Raw genomic sequence first — 26,663 nt, 5'->3', positions numbered from 1 at the left:
TCAGCTGTTGTTGTTGTCGATCTTGATGGTCGGGTCGGCGCCGCTGATCAGCGAGTTGATCGAGGTGTGCGACCAGTCCACCCCCTCCAGCTTGATGCTGACATCGGCGTTGGCCAGGCCGCCGGCAGCGTTGAGCTTGCCCTCGGTGCTGATCTGCAGGGTCGATTCGCCGCCCACGGTGGTGATCTTCAGGTAATTGTCGATGGTCGTGCCACGTTCACCTTGCAGCAGGTCGGTCAGGTCCAGCCGATCGCCTTCGCTCAGCTTGAAGTCCTTGATCACGTCCTGGCCAAGGTCGCCGGCCTTCCACACAAAGGTATCGGCCCCAGCGCCACCGCTGAGGATGTCGTTGCCCTTGCCGCCGATCAGGGTATCGTTGCCGGCCCCGCCAAACAGCAGGTCGTTGCCTTCGCCCCCCAGCAGCGTGTCGTTGCCAGTGCCGCCGAGCAGGATGTCATTGCCCTTGCCACCATCGAGGTAATCGTTGCCCCCCTGGCCAAAGATGATGTCGTTGCCGCCCCCGCCCATCAGGGTGTCGGCGCCGTCATTGGTGCGCGACAGGTCGAAGTCGGTGTAATGCTCGCTGATGTACTGGTGCATCACCTTGGCATCCACCAGGCTGGCGTCCACACCCAGCTTGGTCGCGACGAAGGCCTGGACGGCCTCGATGCCGCTGCCGGGTATCGAGTCGAAGCTCACCAGGTCGCCGAAGATGATGTCGTGGCCATCGCCACCGTTGATCGTGTCGGCGCCGGCAATGGTCTGGTCGGTATGGCCGAGGATCGCATCGGTGATTTTGCTGGGGTCGACATTGACCTGCGGTAAGCCGTCGCTGTCGAACGGCTTGAGGTCGGTGTTGCTGATGCCCGTGCCAACTCCGACGGCCTCGACCGACGACAGCGCCGCGAGCAACGCGAAGCTGGAAGTGGCGTTGCTCAGGGTGTCGCTGGTCGTGGTGCTGCCGGTGCCGGCCAGCTTCGACAGCTCGTAACCGCCGTTGCCTTCGGCGTGGATCAGGCCGGTGGTCACGGCACTCCACTTGTAGCTCAGGCTCAGCAGGTCGAAGCTGCGGGTTTCGGCGGTGAGCTTGCCGGTGGCGTCGATCGACACCCGGTTGCTGGTGTCCAGTTGATAGTTGGTTATCGTGTCGCCCATCTTGTAGCTGATGTTGGTCAGGAGCGTGTCGAGCTTGACCGAGCTGTTGGCCAGGGCCGGGTTGGTCTGCTCGCCGGTCTGGTAGTAGGTCGGCTGGCCATCGGTGAGGAAGTAGGTCTGGTTAGTGCCGGTGACGCCGGCATTCTTCAGGTTCTGGAACCAGTTGGCGGTGGTCTTGAAGGCGTCCTCGTAGTTGGTGCCACCGTCCGCGCTCATGCCGCTCAGGGCATTGAGCAAGGTCTTGAGGCCGGCATCGTTGAGGGTGACCGCAACCGTGCTCTTGACCTGGGTGGCGAAGTCCACCAGCAGTACGTTCACTGTGCCGACCCCGGTGGCCTTGGCATCCGCCAGCAACGTCTGGAACGTGGTGGCCAGTGACGCCTTGGTCGCCTCGATGCCGGTGGTGCTCATGCTGCCCGAGGTGTCGACGATGAAGGCGAGGTTGTAGTTGGTGCCGGCGGCCATGTGCAGGCCGGCGGTGTCGGCGATGATGATGTCGTCGCCGTAGGTGCCGGTTGTGCTGTCACTGGCAGTGGTCAACTGGGAGGTGGTGTAGGTGTCCGGGTACACCGTGACCTTCAGCGTGCCCTCGGTGGTGGCAAAGCTGCCGCCGACCGACTCGGTGGACGTCGAGGTGACCTTCACATCGAACTGGCCGCTGTAGTAGGACGGTGTCTTGATCGTCAGGCTGTTCAGGGCCCAGCCGCTGACGTCGACGGCCGTCGCCCCCACGGTAGCGCTATGCCCGGCGCTGTCGCTGATCACCGAGCCCGCCGGGATGCCACCCAGCTTGACGTTCAGGGCCTCGGAGCCGTCGGTGTCGGTCAGGCTGCTGCTGATGCCCACCAGCTTGACGCTGCCGTTCTCCGGCCCTTCGTTGAGCTTGTAGCCATCGTAGTAGCCCTGGCCGCTGCTGCCGTGCAGGTCGGACAGCGTGACACCGGCATTGGCCAGTGCGGTGACGCTCGGGTACATCGCGATGCTGGTGCTGTTGAAATCGCCCACCGTGCCGCTGCCAACCTTGATATTGACGTCGTAGCTGCCTGGGCCCGACTGGTTGGCGTGGTAGATCTCCAGGGTGTAGTAGCCGCTGGTGGTGGGGGTATAGGTGCCCGCCACGGTGCCGCCAGCGCCCCAGGTGGCGGTGACCACGGTCTTGCCGCCGATGTTCACCAGCAGGCTGTCGTCGGCGGTGCCGCTGAAGGTGTAGGTCTTGCCGGCTTCCAGGTACACCAGGCCGGACGTCTTCGAACCACTTTGGGCCGCGACGGTGGCGTCGGACTGCACGTTGGTGGTGGTGGCTGACGTAGCGGCGGTGCCGGAGTTGGCGAACACTGTCTTCAGCGCATCGCCGGTAATGCCGTTGCCGTTGGTACCCAGGCCGGTGAGGGTGGTCCAGGTCTCCTTGGTCAGGCCCAGCGAATTGACGGTGTTGCTGCCGATGCTCAGGGTAGGTGCGTCGGCGACCGGCGTGATGTCCACCTTCAGCGTGGTTTCAGTGCCCGGGGTCATGCCGTCAGTGGGCTTGAACTTGATCTGTGCATAGTCAGCCTGGTTGTTGCCCACACCGGTACCACCGTAGCCATCGGCACCGGACTGGTTGGCCAGCGGCACGAACTTGAGCTTGCCGGCAGCGATGTCGGCCTGGCTCACGGTCTGGTTGACCGTGACGTTCACCCAGGCGGTGCCGTTGTTGTACTGCAGGGTGCCAAGGGTCGGCAGTTGGGTGATGGTGACGCCCAGGCTCGAGGTGGGGCTGTCGACGTCGGTGACGTTGAAGTTGCTCCAGTTCAGCACCAGCGCGGTGTCCTCGACACCGGTCGCGACACCTCCGGTGGACACAGGCGCGTCGTTGACCGCCACCACGTTGACCGTGGTGGTCGCGGTGTTGGACACATTGACCCCGTCGGTGACCGTGACCGTGATGATCCGCGGCGTGGTGCTTGGGTCTTCGCTGGTGTTGACGAAGGTGATGTTCTTGATCGCCTGCATGTAGTCGGCCAGCGAGGCGTTGCCGGTCAGGGTCAGCACCACCTTGCCGGCGGTCACGCTGGAGGTGATGGTAATGCCGTTGACGCTGCTGCCCAGGTTCAGCGCGTCGCCAGCCTGGGCGTTGGTCAGGGTGACGGTGGCACCGGCCATTTGGGTGCTGTCGAAGTCGGTGATGGAGATGTCCAGGTCACTGATCGAGTTGCCACTGCCGTTTTCGGTGAAGGTGGTCTGGAAGTCGGCACCGGTCTTGCCGCTGGAGTCGTTGGCGTCGAGGTCCAGTACCGGGGCCGGCTCGTACAGCTGGGTGGTGATGCTGCCTGCCGTGCTGCTGACTGCCAGCCCCTCGAAGTTGCCTCCGGTGGCCGAGTCGATCTTGATGGTGAACTGCTCGGTGCCTTCGGTGACGTTGTCCTTGATGGTCGGAAGGGTGAAGGTGGCCTGGTTGCTGTTGGCCTTGATGGTCACCGTGGCCACGCCGGTGTAGTCGACGCCGTTGGTGGCGGTGCCGCTGTAGCTCAATTTGACCACCACGTCGGTCTGCGGTGGATTGCTCAGGGTCAGGGTGTAGGTGGCGTTGTTGCCCTCGGCCACGGTGGCGGAGCCGGTGATGCCGAGGGTGGTGGTGTTCAACGTGTCGGTCACGGCGGTGACCGCTGGCGCCGGGTTGACCACCAGGCTTTCGAAGTTGCCCCCGGTGGCGTTGGTGATGGTGGTACTGAGCGTGGTCGCGTCGAGGTAGACGTCATCGGCTGGCGCGGCCACGGTGATGCTGCCGGAGGACTGGTTGGCGCCGATGGTGATGGCCTGGCCGTTGCTCAAGGTCACGGTGACGGCGGTTTGCGCCGGGTTGGTCAGGGTGGCGGTGTAGACGATCTGGCCGCCCTCGGCCACGGTGGGAGTGGCGGTCAGGGAAACGGTAGTGGTGTCCTGCACGTCGGTGACGCTGGTGCTGAGCACGGCCTTGTTGGCCACCAGGTTCTCGTAGCTGCCACCGGAAACGCTGCTGATGCTGTTGGTGACGGCGGCATGGCCCTGATACACGTCATTGCTCACGACCGCCGTGGTGGTACCGGAACTCTGGCCCACCGCAATGGTGATGGTCTGGCCATTGGTCAGGGTCACGATCACCGGGGTCACGGTGACCGCAGCACTGACGGTGGCGGTGTAGAGGATGGTGCCGCCCTCGGCCACCGATGGTGTGGCGCTCAGGGTGACGGTGGTGGTGTCCTGTACATCGGTGACCGTGGTGCTGACGGTGGCGGTGTTGGCGACCAGGTTTTCGTAGCTGCCGCCGGACACGTTGGTGATGCTGTTGGTGACCGGCGCGTGGCCCAGATAGACGTCGTTGGTCACGCTGCCGGTGGCGGTGCCGGAGCTTTGGCCGACCGGAATGGTGATGGTCTGGCCGTTGGCCAGGGTCACTGTCACGGCGCTGCCAGTGACCGGCGCGCCGACGCTTGCCGTGTAGGTGAACGTGCCGCCCTCGGCCACGGATGGCGTGGCCGTCAGGGTGACGGTGGTGGTGTCCTGCACATCGGTGACGCTGGTGCTGACCGGTGCCTGGTTGGCCACCAGGTTCTCGTAGTTGCCACCGCTGACGGCGGTGATGCTGTTGGTGACGGGCGCGTGCCCCTGATACACGTCGTTGGTCACAGTACCCGTGGCGGTGCCGGAGCTCTGGCCGACCGGGATGGTGATGGTCTGGCCATTGGCCAAGGTCACCGTCACCGGGCTGCCTGTCACAGCAGCACTGACGGTGGCGGTGTAAACGATGGTGCCGCCCTCGGCCACCGACGGTGTGGCAGTCAGCGTGACGGTCGAGGTGTCGATGGTATCGCTGACGTTGGTCACTGCTGGCGTACTGTTGATCGCCAGGTTCTCGAAGTTGCCGCCAGTGGCGCTGGTGATGCGGGCGCTGACCTGGCCTGCGTCGATGTAGGGGTCGTCGCCTGGCGCGGCGATGGTGACGCTGCCGGTGGTCTGGTTGGCGCCGATGGTGATGGTCTGGCCGTTGCTCAGGGTCACGGTCACGGCGGTTTGCGCGGCGTTGGTCAGGGTGGCGGTGTAGACGATCTGGCCACCTTCGGCCACGCTGGGCGTCGCCGATAGGGACACGGTGGTGGTGTCCTGCACGTCCGTGACGGTGGTGCTGACTGCGGTTTTGTTCGCCACCAGGTTTTCATAGTTGCCGCCCGACACATTGCTGATGCTGTTGCTGACGGCAGGGTGGCCCTGGTAGACGTCATTGCTGACAGCGGCGGTGGTGGTGCCGGAACTCTGGCCGATCGGGATGGTGATGGTCTGGCCGTTGGCCAAGGTGACCACGACGGCAGAACCTGTGACCGGTGCGGTGACCGTGGCGGTGTAGACGATGCTGCCACCTTCAGCCACCGATGGCGTGGCGGTCAGGCTTACGGTCGAGGTATCGACGGTATCGGTGACATTGGTTACTGCCGGCGCGCTGTTGATCGCCAGGTTCTCGAAGTTGCCGCCCGATGCGTTGGTGATGCGCGCGCTGACCTGGCCGGCATCGAGATAGGGATTATCGCCGTGGGTGGCAACGCTGACGCTGCCGGAGGTCTGGTTGGCTCCGATGGTGATGGTCTGGCCATTGCTGAGGGTGACAGTCACCGGGGATTGCGCGGCATTGGTCAGGGTGGCGGTGTAAACGATCTGTCCACCTTCGGCCACGCTCGGCGTCGCCGACAGCGACACGGTGGTGGTGTCCTGCACGTCCGTGACGCTGGTGCTGACCGTCGTTTTGTCAGCCACCAGGTTTTCGTAATTGCCACCGGACACGTTGCTGATGCTGTTGGTGACGGCGGCATGGCCCTGATAGACGTCGTTGCTGACGGTGCCGGTGGCAGTTCCCGAGCTCTGGCCGACCGGGATGGTAATCGACTGGCCATTGGTCAGTGTGACGACGACCGGGCTGCCGGTGACCGGCGCGCTGATGGTCGCGGTGTAGATGATGGTGCCGCCTTCAACAACGGAGGGTGTGGCGGTCAGGCTGACGGTCGAGGTATCGACGGTATCGGTAACGTTAGTCACCGCTGGCGTGCTGTTGACTGCGAGGCTCTCGAAGTTGCCCCCGCTGGCGTTGGTGATGCGGGCGCTGACCTGGCCTGCGTCGAGGTACGGATTGTCGCCATGGGTGGCAACGTTGATGCTGCCAGAGGTCTGGTTGGCTCCGATAATGATGGTCTGGCCATTGCTCAGGGTGACGGACACCGGAGACTGCGCGGCGTTGGTCAGGGTCGCGGTGTAAACGATCTGGCCACCCTCAGCCACGCTCGGTGTCGCCGACAGCGAGACCGTGGTGGTGTCCTGCACATCCGTGACGCTGGTGCTGACTTGGGTTCTGTCGGCGACCAGGTTTTCGTAGCTGCCACCAGTGACACTGGTGATGCTGTTGGTGACTGCTGCATGGCCCTGATAGACATCGTTGCTCACGGCAGCCGTAGCGGTACCCGAGCTCTGTCCTACGGCAATGGTGATGGTCTGGCCGTTGGCCAGACTGACCACGACCGGGCTGCCAGTGACCGGTGCGCCCACCGTGGCGGTGTAGAGGATGGCCCCGCCTTCGGCCACGGATGGCGTGGCGGTCAGGGTGACGGTGGTGGTGTCCTGAACATCGGTCACCGTGGTGCTGACGGTGGCAGTGTTTGCCACCAGGTTTTCGTAGCTGCCGCCACTGACGCCGGTAATGTTGTTGGTGACTGGCGCATGACCTTGATAAACGTCGTTGCTCACGGCGCCCGTGGCGGTGCCGGAGCTCTGGCCGACTGCAATGGTGATGGTCTGGCCATTGTCCAGGCTGACTACTACCGGGCTGCCGGTTACGGGCGCGCCCACACTGGCCGTGTAGGTAATGGTCCCGCCCTCGGCCACAGACGGCGTGGCCGTCAGGGTAACGGTGGTGGTGTCAGTCACATCGGTAACGGTGGTGCTGACCTGGGTCTTGTCAGCGACCAGGCTTTCATAATTGCCGCCGGAAACGTTGTTGATGCTGTTGGTGACCGGTGCATGGCCTTGGTATACGTCATTGCTGACAGCGCCCGTGGCGGTCCCGGAGCTCTGGCCGACCGGGATGGTGATGGTCTGGCCGTTGGTCAGCGTGACCACCACCGGGCTGCCGGTGACCGGGGCGCCCACGGTGGCTGTATAGATGATGGTCCCGCCCTCGGCCACGGACGGTGTGGCCGTCAAGGTGACCGTCGTCGTGTCGGTCACATCGGTGACGCTGGTGCTGACCTGGGTCTTGTCGGCCACCAGGTTTTCATAGTTTCCGCCCGACACATTACTGATGCTGTTGCTGACGGCAGGATGGCCTTGGTAGAGGTCATTGGAGACTGCAGCGGTGGCGGTGCCGGAGCTCTGGCCGACCGGAATGGTGATGGTTTGGCCGTTGGCCAAGGTGACCACGACGGCAGAACCTGTGACCGGTGCGGTGACCGTGGCGGTGTAGATGATGGTCCCGCCTTCGGCCACCGATGGCGTGGCGGTGAGGCTCACTGTCGAGGTGTCGACGGTATCGGTGACGCTGGTCACCGCTGGGGTGCTATTGACTGCGAGGTTCTCAAAGTTGCCGCCCGATGCATTGGTAATGCGCGCGCTGACCTGACCGGCATCCAGGTAGGGGTTATCGCCGTGCGTGGCAACGCTGATGCTGCCCGAGGTCTGGTTGGCGGCGATGGTGATGGTCTGGCCGTTGCTCAGGGTGACGGTCACCGGAGACTGCGCAGCGTTGGTCAGGGTGGCGGTGTAAACGATCTGGCCGCCTTCAGCCACGCTCGGCGTCGCCGACAGTGAGACCGTCGTGGCGTCCGTCACATCCGTCACGCTGGTGCTGACTTGGGACTTGTCTGCGACCAGATTCTCGTAGTTGCCGCCGGAGACGTTATTGATGCTGTTGGTGACCGCGGAATGGCCCTGATAAACGTCGTTGGATACCACCGCTGTTGCGGTCCCTGAGCTCTGGCCGACCGGAATGGTGATGGTCTGGCCGTTGGCCAAAGTGACCACAACGGCGGAGCCGGTAACCGGTGCGGTCACTGTGGCGGTGTAGACGATGGTCCCGCCTTCGGCCACCGATGGCGTGGCGGTCAGGCTGACGGTCGAGGTATCCACGGTATCGCTGACGCTGGTAACCGCTGGTGTGCTGTTGACCGCTAGGTTCTCGAAATTGCCCCCGGTGGCGTTGGTTATGCTGGCGCTGACTTGGCCGGCATCGAGGTAGGGGTTATCGCCGTGGGTGGCAACGCTGATGCTGCCGGAGGTCTGGTTGGCGGCGATGGTGATGGTCTGGCCGTTGCTCAGGGTGACGGTCACTGGAGACTGGGCGGCATTGGTCAGGGTGGCGGTGTACACGATCTGGCCACCTTCAGCCACGCTTGGCGTCGCCGACAGCGAGACCGTGGTGGTGTCCTGCACGTCGGTGACGCTGGTGCTGACCGTCGCTTTGTCAGCCACCAGGTTTTCGTAATTACCACCGGACACGTTGCTGATGCTGTTGGTAACGGCTGCATGGCCTTGGTAGACGTCATTGCTGACAGCGCCCGTGGCGGTGCCAGCGCTCTGGCCGACTGGGATGGTGATGGTCTGGCCATTGGTCAGCGTGACCACCACCGGGCTGCCGGTAACGGGAGCACCCACGTTGGCGGTGTAGAGGATGGTCCCGCCCTCGTTCACGGACGGCGTGGCGGTCAGCGTCACTGTGGTGGTGTCTGTCACATCCGTCACGCTGGTGCTGACCTGGGACTTGTCTGCGACCAGGTTCTCGTAACTGCCGCCAGACACGTTGCTGATGCTGTTGGTGACCGGCGCATGGCCTTGATAAACATCATTGCTCACGGCGCTGGTGGCAGTGCCGGTGCTCTGGCCGACCGGGATGGTGATGCTCTGGCCATTGGTCAGGGTCACCACGACCGGGTTGCCGGTGACCGGTGCGCCTACAGTGGCGGTGTAGACGATCGTGCCGCCTTCGGCCACGGATGGCGTAGCGGTCAGAGTAACGGTGGTGGTGTCCTGGACATCGGTCACTGAGGTGCTGACAGCCGCCTTGTTCGCCACCAGGTTTTCATAGTTGCCGCCCGACACATTGCTGATGCTGTTGGTGACTGCGGGGTGCCCCTGATAGACGTCGTTGGATACCGTCGCCGTAGCGGTGCCGGAACTTTGCCCGACCGGAATGGTGATGGTCTGCCCGTTGGCCAAGGTGACCACCACGGCAGAACCGGTGACCGGTGCTGTGACCGTGGCGGTGTAGACGATGGTCCCGCCTTCAGCCACAGATGGCGTGGCGCTCAGGCTTACGGTCGAGGTATCGACGGTATCGGTGACGCTGGTCACTGCTGGCGCGCTGTTGACCGCCAGGTTCTCGAAGTTGCCCCCGGTGGCGTTGGTGATGCGCGCGCTGACCTGACCGGCATCGAGGTACGGGTTATCGCCATGGGTGGCAACGTTGATGCTGCCAGAAATCTGGTTGACTCCGATGATGATGGTCTGGCCGTTGCTCAGGGTGACGGTCACTGGAGACTGGGCGGCATTGGTCAAGGTGGCGGTGTAAACGATCTGGCCACCCTCAGCCACGCTGGGCGTCGCCGATAGTGACACGGTGGTGGTGTCCTGCACGTCCGTGACGCTGGTGCTGACCGCCGTTTTGTCAGCGACCAGGTTTTCGTAATTGCCACCGATGACGCTGCTGATGCTGTTAGTGACGGCGGCATGGCCTTGATAAACGTCGTTGCTGACGGCGCCCGTGGCAGTGCCGGAGCTTTGGCCGACCGGGATGGTAATCGTTTGGCCATTGGTCAGTGTGACAACCACCGGGCTACCGGTGACCGGGGCGCCGACGGAAGCGGTGTAGAGGATGATGCCGCCTTCGGCCACGGACGGCGTGGCGGTCAGCGTGACGGTGGTGGTGTCAGTCACATCGGTAACGGTGGTGCTGACCTGAGACTTGTCGGCGACGAGGCTCTCGTAATTGCCGCCGGACACATTACTGATGCTGTTGGTGACCGGCGCGTGGCCTTGGTAGACGTCATTGGAGACTGCAGCGGTGGCGGTGCCGGAACTCTGGCCGACCGGGATGGTGATGGTCTGGCCGTTGGCCAAGGTGACCACGACGGCAGAACCGGTGACCGGTGCGGTGACCGTGGCGGTGTAGACAATGGTCCCGCCTTCAGCCACCGACGGTGTGGCGGTCAGGCTGACAGTCGAGGTGTCGATGGTGTCGGTGACGTTGGTCACCGCTGGCGAGCTGTTGACCGCCAGGTTCTCGAAGTTGCCCCCGGTGGCGTTGGTGATCCTCGCGCTGATCTGGCCGGCATCGAGATACGGATTATCGCCATGGGTGGCAACGCTGACGCTGCCGGAAGTCTGGTTGGCTCCGATGGTGATGTTCTGGCCATTGCTCAGGGTGACGGACACCGGAGACTGCGCGGCATTGGTCAGGGTTGCGGTGTAAACGATCTGACCGCCTTCAGCCACGCTCGGCGTCGCCGACAACGACACCGTGGTGGTGTCCTGCACATCTGTGACGCTGGTGCTGACCGCCGTTTTGTCGGCCACCAGGTTTTCGTAATTGCCTCCGGTAACGTTGCTGATGCTGTTGGTGACGGCGGCATGGCCCTGATAGACGTCGTTGCTCACGGCGCCGGTGGCAGTCCCAGAGCTCTGGCCGACCGGGATGGTAATGCTCTGGCCATTGGTCAGGGTCACCACGACCGGGCTGCCGGTAACGGGAGCACCCACACTTGCGGTGTAGAGGATGGTCCCACCCTCGGTTACGGACGGCGTGGCGGTCAGCGTCACTGTGGTGGTGTCCTGAACATCGGTGACCGTGGTGCTGACCGTGGCGGTATTGGCGACCAGGTTTTCATAGTTGCCGCCGCTGACGGCCGTGATGTTGTTGGTGACCGGGGCATGGCCCTGGTAGACATCGTTGCTGACGGCGTCCGTGACAGTGCCAGCGCTCTGGCCGACGGGGATGGTTATGGTCTGGCCATTGGTCAGCATGACCACCACCGGGCTGCCGGTGACCGGCGCGTCTACAGTGGCGGTGTAGACGATCGTGCCACCTTCGGCCACGGACGGCGTAGCGGTCAGGGTAACGGTGGTAGTGTCCTGTACATCGGTGACGGTTGAGCTGACTGCTGCCTTGTTCGCCACCAGGTTTTCATAGTTGCCGCCCGACACATTGCTGATGCTGTTACTGACTGCGGGGTGACCCTGGTAGACGTCATTGGAGACTGCAGCAGTGGTGGTGCCGGAACTCTGGCCCACCGGGATGGTGATGGTCTGGCCGTTGGCCAGGGTGACCACTACTGCAGAACCGGTGACCGGTGCGGTGACCGTGGCGGTGTAGACAATGGTCCCGCCTTCAGCCACCGACGGTGTGGCGCTCAGGCTGACAGTCGAGGTGTCGACGGTATCGGTGACGTTGGTCACCGCTGGCGTGCTGTTGACCGCCAGGTTTTCGAAGTTGCCGCCCGATGCATCGGTAATGTGCGCAGTGACCTGTCCGGCGTCGAGATACGGGTTATCACCATGGGTGGCAACGTTGATGCTGCCGGAAGTCTGGTTGGCGGCGATGGTGATGGTCTGGCCGTTGCTCAGGGTGACGGTCACCGGAGACTGCGCGGCGTTGGTCAGGGTGGCGGTGTAAACGATCTGGCCGCCTTCGGCCACGCTTGGCGTTGCCGACAACGAGACCGTGGTGGTGTCCTGCACGTCAGTGACGCTGGTGCTGACCTGGGATTTGTCAGCCACCAGATTCTCGAAGTTGCCGCCAGTGACGTTGCTGATGCTGTTGGTGACGGCCGCATGGTCCTGATAGACATCGTTGCTGACGGCGCCGGTGGCAGTCCCCGAGCTTTGGCCGACCGGGATGGTGATGCTCTGGCCATTGGTCAGGGTCACCACGACCGGGCTGCCGGTGACCGGGGCACCGACGGTGGCGGTGTAGAGGATGGTCCCACCCTCGGTTACGGACGGCGTGGCGGTCAGCGTCACTGTGGTGGTGTCCTGAACATCGGTGACCGTGGTGCTGACCGTGGCGGTATTGGCGACCAGGTTTTCATAGTTGCCGCCGCTAACGGCCGTGATGTTGTTGGTGACCGGGGCATGGCCCTGGTAGACATCGTTGCTGGCGACTTCAGTGGTGGTGCCGGAACTCTGGCCCACCGGGATGGTGATGCTCTGCCCGTTGGCCAAGGTGACCACTACTGCAGAACCGGTGACCGGTGCGGTGACCGTTGCGGTGTAGACGATGCTGCCGCCTTCGGCCACCGATGGCGTGGCAGTCAGGCTCACGGTCGAGGTGTCGACGGTATCGGTGACGTTGGTCACCGCTGGGGTGCTGTTGACTGCGAGGTTCTCGAAGTTGCCGCCCAATGCATTGGTGATACGGGTGCTGACCTGGCCGGCGTCGAGGTAGGGATTATCGCCGTGGGTGGCGACGCTGATGCTGCCCGAGGTCTGGTTGGCGGCGATGGTGATGGTCTGCCCATTGCTCAGGGTGACGGTTACCGGGGTCTGCGCGGCATTGGTCAGGGTGGCGGTGTACACGATCTGTCCACCTTCGGCCACGCTCGGGGTCGCCGACAGCGACACGGTGGTGGTGTCCTGCACGTCAGTGACGCTGGTGCTGACCGCCGTTTTGTCAGCCACCAGGTTTTCGTAATTGCCACCGGACACGTTGCTGATGCTGTTGGTGACGGCGGCATGGCCCTGATAGACGTCGTTGCTGACGGCACCGGTGGCCGTGCCAGAGCTCTGGCCGACTGGGATGGTGATGCTCTGGCCATTGGTCAGCGTGACCACCACCGGACTGCCGGTGACCGGGGCACCGACGGAAGCGGTGTAGAGAATGGTGCCGCCTTCGGCCACCGATGGCGTCGCGGTGAGGCTCACGGTCGAGGTGTCGACGGTATCGGTGACGTTGGTCACCGCTGGGGTGCTGTTGACTGCGAGGTTCTCGAAGTTGCCGCCCGATGCATTGGTGATACGGGCGCTGACCTGGCCGGCGTCGAGGTAGGGATTATCGCCGTGCGTGGCAACACTGATGCTGCCCGCGGTCTGGTTAGCGGCGATGGTGATGGTCTGGCCATTGCTCAGGGTGACGGTCACCGGAGACTGCGCAGCGTTGGTCAGGGTGGCGGTGTACACGATCTGTCCACCTTCGGCCACGCTCGGCGTCGCCGACAGCGAGACGGTGGTGGTGTCCTGCACGTCTGTGACGCTGGTGCTGACGGGGGCCTGATTGGCGACCAGATTCTCGTAGTTGCCGCCGCTGACACTGGTGATGCTGTTGGTAACGGCCGCGTGCCCCTGATAGACATCGTTGGTCACGGCGCCGGTGGCCGTACCGGAGCTCTGGCCGACTGCAATGGTGATGATTTGCCCGTTCGCCAGGTTGACCACGACCGGGCTACCGGTGACGGGTGCGTCGACAGTGGCGGTGTAGAGGATGGTCCCGCCCTCGGCCACAGACGGCGTGGCCGTCAGTGTAACGGTGGTGGTGTCCTGAACATCGGTCACCGAGGTGCTGACAGCCGCCTTGTTCGCCACCAGGTTTTCGTAATTGCCACCGGACACGTCGCTGATGCTGTTGGTGACGGTGGCATGGCCCTGGTAAACGTCGTTGCTGACGGCGCCCGTGGCAGTTCCAGAGCTTTGGCCGACGGGGATGGTGATGCTCTGGCCATTGGTCAGGGTCACCACGACAGGGCTGCCGGTAACGGGGGCACCCACGGTGGCGGTGTAGAGGATGGTGCCGCCTTCGGTCACGGATGGCGTGGCCGTCAGGGTGACCGTGGTGGTGTCCGTCACATCGCTGACGCTGGTGCTGACCTGGGTCTTGTCGGCCACCAGGTTTTCATAGTTTCCGCCCGACACATTGCTGATGCTGTTGCTGACGGCAGGATGGCCTTGGTAGACGTCATTGGAGACTGCAGCGGTGACGGTTCCGGAACTCTGCCCGACCGGGATGGTGATGGTCTGGCCGTTGGCCAAAGTGACCACAACGGCAGAACCGGTGACCGGTGCGGTGACCGTGGCGGTGTAGACGATGGTGCCGCCTTCGGCCACCGATGGCGTAGCAGTCAGGCTGACAGTCGAGGTATCAACGGTATCGGTGACGTTGGTCACCGCTGGAGCGGTATTGACCGCCAGGTTTTCGAAATTGCCTCCGCTGGCGTTGGTGATGCGCGCACTGACCTGGCCGGCATCGAGGTAGGGGTTATCGCCGTGGGTGGCAACGCTGATGCTGCCGGAGGTCTGGTTGGCGGCGATGGTGATGGTCTGGCCGTTGCTCAGGGTGACGGTCACTGGAGACTGGGCGGCATTGGTGAGGGTGGCGGTGTACACGATCTGTCCACCTTCGGCCACGCTCGGCGTCGCCGACAGCGAGACGGTGGTGGTGTCCTGCACGTCTGTGACACTGGTGCTGACGGGGGCCTGATCGGCGACTAGATTCTCGAAGTTGCCGCCGCTGACACTGGTGATGCTGTTGGAAACGGCCGCGTGCCCCTGATAAACATCGTTGGTCACGGCGCCGGTGGCCGTGCCGGAGCTCTGGCCCACCGGGATAGTGATGCTCTGCCCGTTGGCCAGGCTGACCACCACTGGGCTACCGGTGACCGGAGCACCCACACTTGCGGTGTAGGTGATGGTCCCGCCCTCGGCTACGGATGGCGTGGCCGTCAAGGTGACCGTCGTGGTGTCGGTCACATCCGTGACCGTAGTGCTGACCTGGGACTTATCTGCGACCAGGTTCTCGTAACTGCCGCCAGACACGTCGCTGATGCTGTTGGTGACGGAGGCATGGCCCTGGTAAACGTCGTTACTCACGGCGCCGGTGGCGGTGCCCGAACTCTGCCCGACCGGGATGGTAATCGTCTGGCCATTGGTCAGCGTGACCACCACCGGGCTGCCGGTGACGGGTGCGCCCACGCTGGCCGTGTAGAGGATGGTCCCTCCCTCGGCTACGGATGGTGTGGCCGTCAAGGTGACCGTCGTCGTGTCGGTCACATCGGTGACGCTGGTGCTGACCTGGGTCTTGTCGGCCACCAGGTTTTCATAGTTTCCGCCCGACACATTACTGATGCTGTTGCTGACGGCAGGATGGCCTTGGTAGACGTCATTGGAGACTACAGCAGTGGTGGTGCCGGAACTCTGGCCGACCGGGATGGTGATGGTCTGGCCGTTGGCCAGGGTGACCACTACTGCAGAACCGGTGACCGGTGCGGTGACCGTGGCGGTGTAGACAATGGTTCCGCCTTCGGCCACCGATGGCGTGGCGCTCAGGCTGACAGTCGAGGTATCAACGCTATCGGTGACGTTGGTCACCGCTGGCGTGCTGTTGACCGCGAGGTTTTCGAAGTTGCCGCCCGATGCATCGGTAATGTGCGCAGTGACCTGTCCGGCGTCGAGATACGGGTTATCACCATGGCTGGCAACGTTGATGCTGCCGGAAGTCTGGTTGGCGCCGATGGTGATGGTCTGGCCATTGCTGAGGGTGACAGTCACCGGGGATTGCGCTGCGTTGGTCAGGGTGGCGGTGTAAACGATCTGGCCACCCTCGGCCACGCTCGGCGTCGCCGACAACGACACCGTGGTGGTGTCCTGCACGTCTGTGACGCTGGTGCTGACCGCCGTTTTGTCAGCGACCAGGTTTTCGTAATTGCCACCGGACACGTTGCTGATGCTGTTGGTGACGGCGGCATGGCCCTGATAAACGTCGTTGCTGACGGCGCCCGTGGCAGTGCCAGAGCTTTGGCCGACGGGGATGGTGATGCTCTGGCCATTGGTCAGGGTCACCACGACAGGGCTGCCGGTAACGGGGGCACCGACGGAAGCGGTGTAGAGGATGGTGCCGCCTTCGGCCACGGACGGCGAGGCCGTCAGGGTGACCGTCGTCGTGTCGGTCACATCGCTGACGCTGGTGCTGACCTGGGACTTGTCGGCCACCAGATTCTCGTAGTTGCCGCCACTGACATTGCTGATGCTGTTGGTGACGGCCGCATGGCCCTGATAGAGATCGTTGCTGACGGCGGCGGTGGCAGCTCCTGAGCTCTGGCCGACCGGGATGGTAATGCTCTGGCCATTGGTCAGCGTGACCACCACCGGACTGCCGGTGACCGGAGCGCCAACGGTGGCGGTGTAGAGGATGGTGCCGCCTTCGGCCACCGATGGTGTGGCTGTCAGCGTGACCGTGGTGGTGTCAGTCACATCGGTGACGTTGGTGCTGACCTGGGTCTTGTCTGCGACCAGGCTCTCGTAATTGCCGCCGGACACATTGCTGATGCTGTTGGTGACCGGCGCGTGGCCTTGGTAGACGTCGTTGCTGACGGCACCGGTGGCCGTGCCAGAGCTCTGGCCGACCGGGATCATGATGGTCTGGCCATTGGTCAGCGTGACCACCACCGGGCTGCCGGTCACCGGTGCGCCTACGGTGGCGGTGTAGATGATGGTCCCTCCCTCTGTTACGGATGGCGTAGCCGTCAGGGTGACCGTCGTCGTGTCGGTGACATCGGTGACGCTGGTGCTGACCTGGGTTTTGTCGGCCACCAGGTTTTCATAGTTTCCGCCCGACACATTGCTGATGCTGTTGCTGACGGCAGGATGGCCTTGGTAGACGTCATTGGAGACTGCAGCGGTGGCGGTGCCGGAACTCTGGCCGACCGGAATGGTGATGGTTTGGCCGTTGGCCAAGGTGACCACAACGGCAGAACCGGTGACCGGAGCGGTGACCGTGGCGGTGTAGACGATAGTCCCGCCTTCGGCCACTGATGGCGTGGCAGTCAGGCTGACAGTCGAGGTGTCGACGGTATCGGTGACGCTGGTCACCGCTGGGGTGCTGTTGACTGCGAGGTTCTCAAAGTTGCCGCCCGATGCATTGGTAATGCGCGCGCTGACCTGACCGGCATCCAGGTAGGGGTTATCGCCGTGCGTGGCAACGCTGATGCTGCCCGAGGTCTGGTTGGCGGCGATGGTGATGGTCTGGCCGTTGCTCAGGGTGACGGTCACCGGAGACTGCGCAGCGTTGGTCAGGGTGGCGGTGTAAACGATCTGGCCGCCTTCAGCCACGCTCGGCGTCGCCGACAGCGACACGGTGGTGGTGTCCTGCACGTCGGTGACTGTGGTGCTGACCGTCGTTTTGTCAGCCACCAGGTTTTCGTAATTTCCGCCGGACACATTGCTGATGCTGTTGGTAACGGCTGCATGGCCCTGATAGACATCATTGCTGACGGCGCCGGTGGTGGTGCCAGAGCTCTGGCCGACCGGGATGGTAATGGTCTGCCCATTGGCCAGGCTGACCACGACCGGGCTACCAGTGACGGGCGCGCCTACGGTGGCGGTGTAGAGGATGATCCCGCCTTCGGCCACCGATGGCGTGGCCGTCAGGGTGACTGTGGTGGTGTCCGTCACGTCCGTCACGCTGGTACTGACCTGGGACTTGTCTGCGACCAGGTTCTCGTAACTGCCGCCAGACACGTTGCTGATGCTGTTGGTGACCGGGGCATGGCCTTGATAAACATCATTGCTCACGGCGCTGGTGGCAGTGCCGGTGCTCTGGCCGACCGGGATGGTGATGCTCTGGCCATTGGTCAGGGTCACCACGACGGGGCTGCCGGTAACGGGGGCACCCACGGTGGCGGTGTAGAGGATGGTGCCGCCTTCGGTCACGGATGGCGTGGCCGTCAGGGTGACTGTGGTGGTGTCCGTCATATCCGTGACGCTGGTGCTGACCGTCGTCTTGTCAGCCACCAGGTATTCGTAATTTCCGCCGGACACATTGCTGATGCTGTTGGCCACTGCGGGATGGCCCTGATAGACGTCGTTGGAGACTGCAGCAGTGGCGGTGCCGGAACTCTGCCCGACCGGGATGGTGATGGTCTGGCCGTTACTCAGGGTGACGGTCACCGGCGACTGGGCGGCGTTGGTCAGGGTGGCGGTGTAAACGATCTGGCCGCCTTCAGCCACGCTTGGCGTCGCCGACAGCGAGACCGTGGTGGTGTCCTGCACGTCGGTGACGCTGGTACTGACCGTCGCTTTGTCAGCCACCAGGTTTTCGTAATTACCACCGGACACGTTGCTGATGCTGTTGGTGACGGCGGCATGGCCCTGATAGACGTCGTTGCTGACGGCGCCCGTGGCAGTGCCAGAGCTTTGGCCGACCGGGATGGTAATCGTCTGGCCATTGGTCAGTGTGACGACGATCGGGCTGCCGGTGACCGGTGCGCCCACGGTGGCGGTGTAGAGGATGGTGCTGCCTTCGACTACGGATGGTGTGGCTGTCAGGCTGACGGTGGTGGTGTCCCGGACATCGGTGACCGTGGTGCTGACGATGGCAGTGTTCGCCACCAGGTTTTCGTAGTTGCCGCCACTGACGGCCGTGATGCTGTTGGTGACGGGCTCATGGCCCTGATAGACGTCGTTGGAGACTGCCGTCGTTGTGGTCCCCGAACTCTGCCCGACTGGGATAGTGATGCTCTGGCCATTGGCCAGGGTGACCACGACGGCAGTCCCGGTGACCGGTGCGGTGACCGTGGCGGTATAGACGATGCTGCCGCCTTCGGTCACCGATGGAGTGGCGGCCAGGCTCACGGTAGAGGTGTCGACGGTATCGGTGACGTTGGTCACTGCTGGCGTGCTGTTAACCGCCAGGTTCTCGAAGTTGCCTCCGCTGGCGTTGGTGATGCGCGCGCTGACTTGGCCGGCATCGAGGTACGGGTTATCGCCATGGGTGGCAACGTTGACGCTGCCGGAGGTCTGATTGGCGGCGATGGTTATGGTCTGGCCGTTACTCAGGGTGACGGTCACCGGCGACTGTGCGGCGTTGGTCAAGGTGGCGGTGTAAACGATCTGGCCGCCTTCGGCCACGCTCGGGGTCGCTGACAGCGAGACCGTGGTGGTGTCCTGCACGTCTGTGACGCTGGTGCTGACCGCCGTTTTGTCGGCCACCATGTTTTCGTAGTCGCCACCGGACACGTTGCTGATGCTGTTGGAAACCGGGGCGTGGCCTTGGTAGACATCGTTGCTGACGGTGCTGGTGGCAGTCCCCGAGCTCTGGCCGACCGGGATGGTAATCGTCTGGCCATTGGTCAGTGTGACGACGACCGGGCTGCCGGTAACCGGTGCGCCTACGGTGGCGGTGTAGAGGATAATTCCGCCTTCTGTCACGGACGGCGTGGCGGTCAGGGTGACAGTGGTGGTGTCAGTCACATCGGTAACGGTGGTGCTCACCTGGCTCTTGTCTGCGACCAGACTCTCGTAATTGCCGCCGGACACGGTGTTGATGCTATTGGTGACCGGTGCATGGCCTTGGTAAACGTCGTTGGAGACTGCAGCAGTGGCGGTGGCAGAACTCTGCCCGACCGGGATGGTGATGGTTTGGCCGTTGGCCAAGGTGACCACGACGGCAGAACCTGTGACCGGTGCGGTAACCGTGGCGGTGTAGACAATGGTCCCGCCCTCGGCCACGGATGGCGTGGCGGTCAGGCTGACAGTAGAAGTATCGACGGTGTCGGTGACGCTGGTCACTGCTGGCGTGTTGTTGACCGCCAGATTCTCGAAGTTACCGCCCGATGCGTCGGTGATGCGCGTGCTGACCTGGCCGGCATCGAGATAGGGATTATCGCCATGGGTGGCAACGCTGACGCTGCCGGAAGTCTGGTTGGCGGCGATGGTGATGGTCTGGCCGTTGCTCAGGGTGACGGTCACCGGAGACTGCGCGGCATTGGTCAGGGTCGCGGTGTATACGATTTGGCCGCCTTCAGCCACGCTCGGGGTCGCTGACAGCGACACGGTGGTGGTGTCCTGCACATCAGTGACGCTAGTGCTGACCTGAGTATGGTCTGCGATCAGATTCTCGTAATTGCCGCCAGACACGTTGCTGATGCTGTTGGTGACCGGTGCATGGCCCTGATAGACGTCGTTGCTGACGGCGCCGGTGGTCGTGCCGGAGCTCTGGCCGACTGCAATGGTAATGGTCTGGCCGTTGGCCAGGTTGACCACGACCGGGCTACCGGTGACGGGTGCGTCGACAGTGGCGGTGTAGAGGATGGTTCCGCCTTCGGCCACCGATGGTGTAGCGGTCAGCGTCACTGTGGTGGTGTCCTGAACATCGGTGACCGTGGTGCTGACGGTGGCGGTATTGGCGATCAGGTTTTCATAGTTGCCGCCGCTGACGGCGGTGATGTTGTTGGTGACTGGCGCTTGACCCTGATAGACATCGTTGCTCACCATGCCGGTGGTGGTGCCGGAACTCTGACCGACGGCAATGGTGATGGTCTGCCCGTTGGCCAGGCTGACCACCACTGGGCTACCGGTGACGGGGGCATTCACACTTGCGGTGTAAATGATGGATCCGCCCTCGGCCACGGATGGCGTGGCCGTCAGGGTGACTGTGGTGGTGTCCGTTACATCCGTGACGCTGGTGCTGACCGTCGTCTTGTCAGCCACCAGGTTTTCGTAATTTCCGCCGGACACATTGCTGATGCTGTTGGCCACTGCGGGATGGCCCTGATAGACGTCGTTGGAGACTGCAGCAGTGGCGGTGCCGGAACTCTGCCCGACCGGGATGGTGATGGTCTGGCCGTTGGCCAAGGTGACCACGACGGCAGAACCTGTGACCGGTGCGGTGACCGTGGCGGTGTAGATGATGGTCCCGCCTTCGGCCACCGATGGCGTGGCGGTCAGGCTCACGGTCGAGGTGTCGACGGTATCCGTGACATTGGTCACCGCTGGGGTGCTGTTGACTGCGAGGTTCTCAAAGTTGCCGCCCGATGCATTGGTAATGCTGGCGCTGACCTGACCGGCATCCAGGTAGGGGTTATCGCCGTGGGTGGCAACGCTGATGCTGCCAGAGGTCTGGTTAGCGCCGATGGTGATGGTCTGGCCGTTACTCAGGGTGACGGTCACCGGCGACTGTGCGGCGTTGGTCAGGGTGGCGGTGTACACGATCTGGCCACCTTCAGCCACGCTCGGCGTCGCCGACAGCGAGACGGTGGTGGTGTCCTGCACGTCTGTGACACTGGTGCTGACGGGGGCCTGATCGGCGACTAGATTCTCGAAGTTGCCGCCGCTGACACTGGTGATGCTGTTGGAAACGGCCGCGTGCCCCTGATAAACATCGTTGGTCACGGCGCCGGTGGCCGTGCCGGAGCTCTGGCCCACCGGGATAGTGATGCTCTGCCCGTTGGCCAGGCTGACCACCACTGGGCTACCGGTGACCGGAGCACCCACACTTGCGGTGTAGATGATGGTCCCGCCCTCGGCTACGGATGGCGTGGCCGTCAAGGTGACCGTCGTGGTGTCGGTCACATCCGTGACCGTAGTGCTGACCTGGGACTTATCTGCGACCAGGTTCTCGTAACTGCCGCCAGACACGTCGCTGATGCTGTTGGTAACCGGGGCATGGCCTTGATAAACATCATTGCTCACGGCGCTGGTGGCAGTGCCGGTGCTCTGGCCGACTGGGATGGTGATGCTCTGGCCATTGGTCAGCGTGACCACCACCGGACTGCCGGTGACCGGGGCACCGACGGAAGCGGTGTAGAGGATGGTGCCGCCTTCGGCCACGGACGGCGAGGCCGTCAGCGTGACCGTCGTCGTGTCCGTCACATCGGTGACGCTGGTGCTGACCTGGGTCTTATCGGCCACCAGGTTTTCATAGTTGCCGCCCGACACATTGCTGATGCTGTTGCTGACGGCAGGATGGCCTTGGTAGACGTCATTGGAGACTGCAGCGGTGGCGGTGCCGGAACTCTGGCCGACCGGAATGGTGATGGTTTGGCCGTTGGCCAGGGTGACCACGACGGCAGAACCGGTGACCGGTGCGGTGACCGTGGCGGTGTAGACGATGGTCCCGCCTTCGGCCACGGATGGCGTGGCGGTGAGGCTGACAGTTGAAGTGTCGACGGTATCGGTGACGTTGGTCACTGCTGGGGTGCTGTTAACCGCCAGATTCTCAAAGTTGCCCCCCGTGGCGTTGGTGATGCGGGCGCTGACCTGGCCGGCATCGAGGTAGGGGTTATCGCCGTGGGTGGCGACACTGACGCTGCCGGAAGTCTGGTTGGCTCCGATGGTGATGGTCTGGCCGTTGCTCAGGGTGACGGTCACTGGAGACTGGGCGGCATTGGTCAGGGTGGCGGTGTACACGATCTGGCCACCTTCAGCCACGCTCGGCGTCGCCGACAGCGAGACGGTGGTGGTGTCCTGCACGTCGGTGACACTGGTGCTGACGGGGGCCTGATCGGCAACCAGATTCTCGTAGTTGCCGCCGCTGACACTGGTGATGCTGTTGGAAACTGCCGCATGGCCCTGGTAGACGTCGTTGCTGACGGCACCCGTGGCGGTGCCATAGCTCTGGCCGACCGGGATGGTAATGGTCTGGCCATTGTTGAGGGTCACCACGACCGGGCTACCGGTAACGGGCGCGTCGACAGTGGCAGTGTAAAGGATGGTTCCACCCTCAGCTACGGACGGTGTGGCGGTCAGGGTGACGGTGGTGGTGTCCGTCACGTCCGTCACGCTGGTGCTGACCTGGCTCTTGTCCGCCACCAGGTTTTCGTAGCTACCACCGGTCACGCTGCTGATGCTGTTGGTGACGGGCGCATGGCCCTGATAGACGTCATTGCTGACGACACCTGTAGCAGTGCCGGAACTCTGGCCGACCGCGATGGTGATGATCTGACCATTGGTCAGCGTGACCACGACCGGGTTGCCGGTCACTGGCGCGCCGACGGTGGCGGTGTAGAGGATGGTCCCGCCTTCGGATACGGACGGCGTGGCCGTCAGGGTCACCGTTGTAGTGTCTTGCACATCGGTAATGGTGGTGCTGACCGTCGCGGCATTGGCCACCAGGCTTTCGTAGTTGCCGCCGCTGACGGCCGTGATGGTGTTGGTGACCGGCGCATGTCCCTGGTAGACGTCGTTGCTCACGGCGCTGGTGGCCGTGCCGGTGCTCTGGCCTACGGGGATGGTGATGATCTGCCCATTGGCCAAGGTCACGACCACTGCAGAGCCGCTGACGGGGGCATTCACCGTGGCGGTGTAGACGATGGTGCCGCCCTCGGCGACGGATGGTGTGGCAGTCAGGGTCACGGTAGTGGTGTCCTGCACGTCCGTGACGTTGGTGCTGACCTGGGTCTTGTCGGCGATCAGGTTCTCGTAATTGCCGCCAGACACGTCGCTGATGCTGTTGGTGACCGGGGCATGGCCTTGATAAACATCATTGCTCACGGCGCCGGTCGCAGTTCCCGAACTCTGGCCGACCGGGATGGTGATGGTCTGGCCATTGGTCAGGGTCACCACGACCGGGCTGCCGGTGACCGGCGCTCCCACGCTTGCGGTGTAGACGATGGTGCCGCCTTCCAGCACGGACGGCGTGGCGGTCAGGCTGACCGTGGTGGTGTCCTGCACATCCGTGACAGTGGTGCTGACTGGCGTCTGATCGGCCACCAGATTTTCGTAGTTGCCCCCGCTGACCCCGGTGATGCTGTTGCCGATCGGCGCATGCCCCTGGTAGGCATCGTTATCCACAACCGCAGCGACCGTTCCCGAACTTTGCCCGACCGGGATGGTGACGGTCTGGCCATTGGCAAGGCTGACGACCAGTGGCGCGCCAGTCACCGGTGCATTCACGGTCACGGTGTAGACGATGGTGCCACCCTCGGCGACGGCGGGGGTCGCCGTCAAAGTCAGGGCGATGCTGTCCGGTACATTGGTCACGCGGGTACTGACCGACGCCTGGTCTGCCACCAGATTTTCGAAGTTGCCCCCGCTGATCCCGGCAATGCTGTTGCTGATTGCGGCATGCCCCTGGTAAGGCTCGTTGCTCACCGTAGCCGTGGCTGTGCCGACGCTTTGGCCAACGGCGATGCTGATGGTCTGCCCATTGCTGAGGGTGACCACCACCGGAGCCCCCGCCACCGGTGCGTCGAGGGTCACGGTGTAGACAATGCTTCCACCCTCGGCCACCGAAGCTGTCGCGCTCAGGGTTGCCCGCACGCTGTCCAACACGTCGGTGACGTTGGTGCTGACCGGTGCCGGGTTGGCCACCAGGTTTTCATAATTGCCGCCACTGACCCCGACGATGCTGTTGGTCACCGGTGCGTGCCCTTGGTACACGTCGTTGCTTGCAGTTCCCATGGCCGTGCCGGCGCTCTGGCCGACCGCAATGGTGATGATCTGTCCGTTGGCCAGGCTGACGAGCAACGGTGAGCCGGTCACCGGTGCATTCACCGTGGCGGTGTAGAGGATGGTCCCGCCTTCGGCCACCGAAGGTGTGGCACTGAGCATCACGGTCGAGGTATCGAGGGTGTCGGTGACCGTCGTCAGCGCCGGCGTGCTGTTGATTGCCAGCTGCTCGAAGTTGCCGCCGCTGGCATCAATGATGCGCGCGCTGACCAGCCCGCCATCGACATAGCGATCGTCGCCCGGTGCGGCCACGCTGATGCTGCCGGAAGCCTGGTTGGCCGCGATGGTGATGGTCTGGCCGTTGCTCAGGGTCACCGTAACGGCGCTCTGGGCTGGGTTGCTGAGGGTCGCGGTGTAGAGGATCTGGCCACCCTCGGCCACGCTCGGGGTCGCGCTCAGGCTCACCGTGGTGGTGTCTTGCACTGCGCTGATCGTGGTGCTGACCGGCGTCGGGTTGGCGACCAGGTTTTCGAAGTTGCCACCGCTGACCGTGCTGATGCTGTTACTGACTTGCCCCTGCCCCTGATACACGTCGTTGCCCACCGGTACGCTGACCGTGCCGACGCTCTGGCCCACCGCCACGGTGATGGCCTGGCCGTTGGCCAGGGTGACAACCACCGGTGTGCCGGTGACCGGTGCCGAGAGGCTGGCGGTATACAGGATGTTGCCGTTTTCGCTGGCCGATGTGCTGGCCGTCAGGGTTACGGTAGTGGTGTCGACCGAATCGTTGATCACCGTCAGAACGGGGGCAGGGTTTGCCTCCAGGTGCTCGAAGTTACCCCCGGAGGCGGATGTGATGCTGGTGCTGAGCGTGCTCGCGCCCTGGTACACATCGTTTGCCGCCTGCAACGACACGCTGCCGCTGCTCTGGCCCGCGGCGATGTTGATGACCTGGCCATTGGACAGGCTGACCGTGACGGCGGTCTGCGCCGGGTTGCTCAGGGTCACGGTGTAGGTGATCGCCCCCCCTTCGGCCACCACAGGGCTGGCGCTGAGGGTGGCGGTGGTAGTGTCGATGCTATCGACCACACGTGTGCTGGCCGGGGTATTGTCGATGTTGACGGGTAGGCCGCCGCCACTGGTGCCGGTGATGTTCACCGACAGCACCCGGCCATCGACGTACACCGTGTCGTTGGCGGGCACTGCGATATTCACCGAGCCACTGGTCTGTCCGGCGGCAATCACGATCACCGCACCATTGGACAAGGTCACGGTCAGTTCGCTGAGCGGGGCCTGGCCAACCGTGGCGACATAGACGATGGTACCGCCGTTCTCGCTGATCGACGGGGTCGCGCTCAGCGTCACGGCCGTGCCTGTGTCTGCGGCCACGGTCGTGTCCAGGCCGGCGAACTGCTCGAAGCGCAGGCCCTCGCTGAAATTCAGCGGCCCGGTCTGGTAGCCGATCGTCGGGTCGACCCGCCCAGCGGTTTCCTCGAGCATGACAAAACTGTGCCCGCCACCCAGCGCGCCACTGCTGCCGCCCGATGTCGACGGGCCCGCTGCCGTCGCCTCCAGCGCCATGGTCGGGTCGGCGCCCGCCTGAATGGCCTGCTGCAACTGCTCCACCGACGGTGCCGCCTGTGCAGTGGCCATGCCCATGTCGGCGCTGCTGTCAGGCGTGCCAGCGCTCCACTGGCTGTCGCGACCGAGGTCCAGGTAGCGCCCATCGGCCAGCTGCAGGGTAACGGCCCCCCCCACACCGGTCAGTACCTGCTCGCCCGCATACAGCCGATCACCTTCGATGAGCACACGGCGGATGCCTTCCGGGGACACCGCGATGACTTGGCCAACAATGCTTTTGACGATGGCGACTACCGTGCTCATGGGGCTCTCCAGATGACTCGACCAGTACCTTCCATGCCCCGTTGACGGGTCTTTGGAATGATTCGAAAGTGCTTTTATTCACTGAATATCAAACTGTTGCGCACACGGCTTTTGGCTGATTTGAAAACGACGAATGATTGACTTCGGTTGCGAGGCTGCGAGTGTGGGCAAGCTAAAGTCATATCGTGAATTATCCGCTTGCCAACTCTTACTTTCGTATTAGTTGTAATGTCTTTGCATCATCGAAAATGTGGCGCTCTGTTTTAAAGCCCCGTCCTGCATGACTTTGCGGATACAACGGCGGCGCTGCCAACAAGCGAAGCGCAACTTTGACTTGCGCCTGTGTGATGAATCGTTAGTCTTTTGTTAGTGCTGTTGGAGGGGTGGGTATATTTTTAGAATCGTCCGCTGTGCAGCCGTCATGAACCTTCGGGTTTCGCTGTCGTCTGCTGGAAAGAACAATCGGCAATTGTTCCAACTACTGC

Annotated in this window: 1 protein-coding gene; it reads right to left on the bottom strand. The window is 63.4% G+C overall.

Annotation, left to right across the window (positions count from 1 at the left end; genetic code table 11):
* The gene (locus tag CAF78_RS27275) at positions 1-26,178 is read right to left on the bottom strand and encodes an immunoglobulin-like domain-containing protein (protein WP_085691071.1); all 26,178 of its coding nucleotides are present in this window, start codon (positions 26,176-26,178) and stop codon (positions 1-3) included.
* Positions 26,179-26,663: the final 485 nt, after the last annotated feature.

This window comes from Pseudomonas sp. R28(2017) (genome assembly GCF_002112505.1).
GTDB lineage: Bacteria > Pseudomonadota > Gammaproteobacteria > Pseudomonadales > Pseudomonadaceae > Aquipseudomonas.
This window is presented reverse-complemented; position numbering and strand designations above follow the sequence as displayed.

Excerpts from the sequence above, each read along its gene's own strand:
- CAF78_RS27275 (WP_085691071.1), bottom strand. The coding sequence starts at position 26,178 with ATGAGCACGGTAGTCGCCATCGTCAAAAGCATTGTTGGCCAAGTCATC.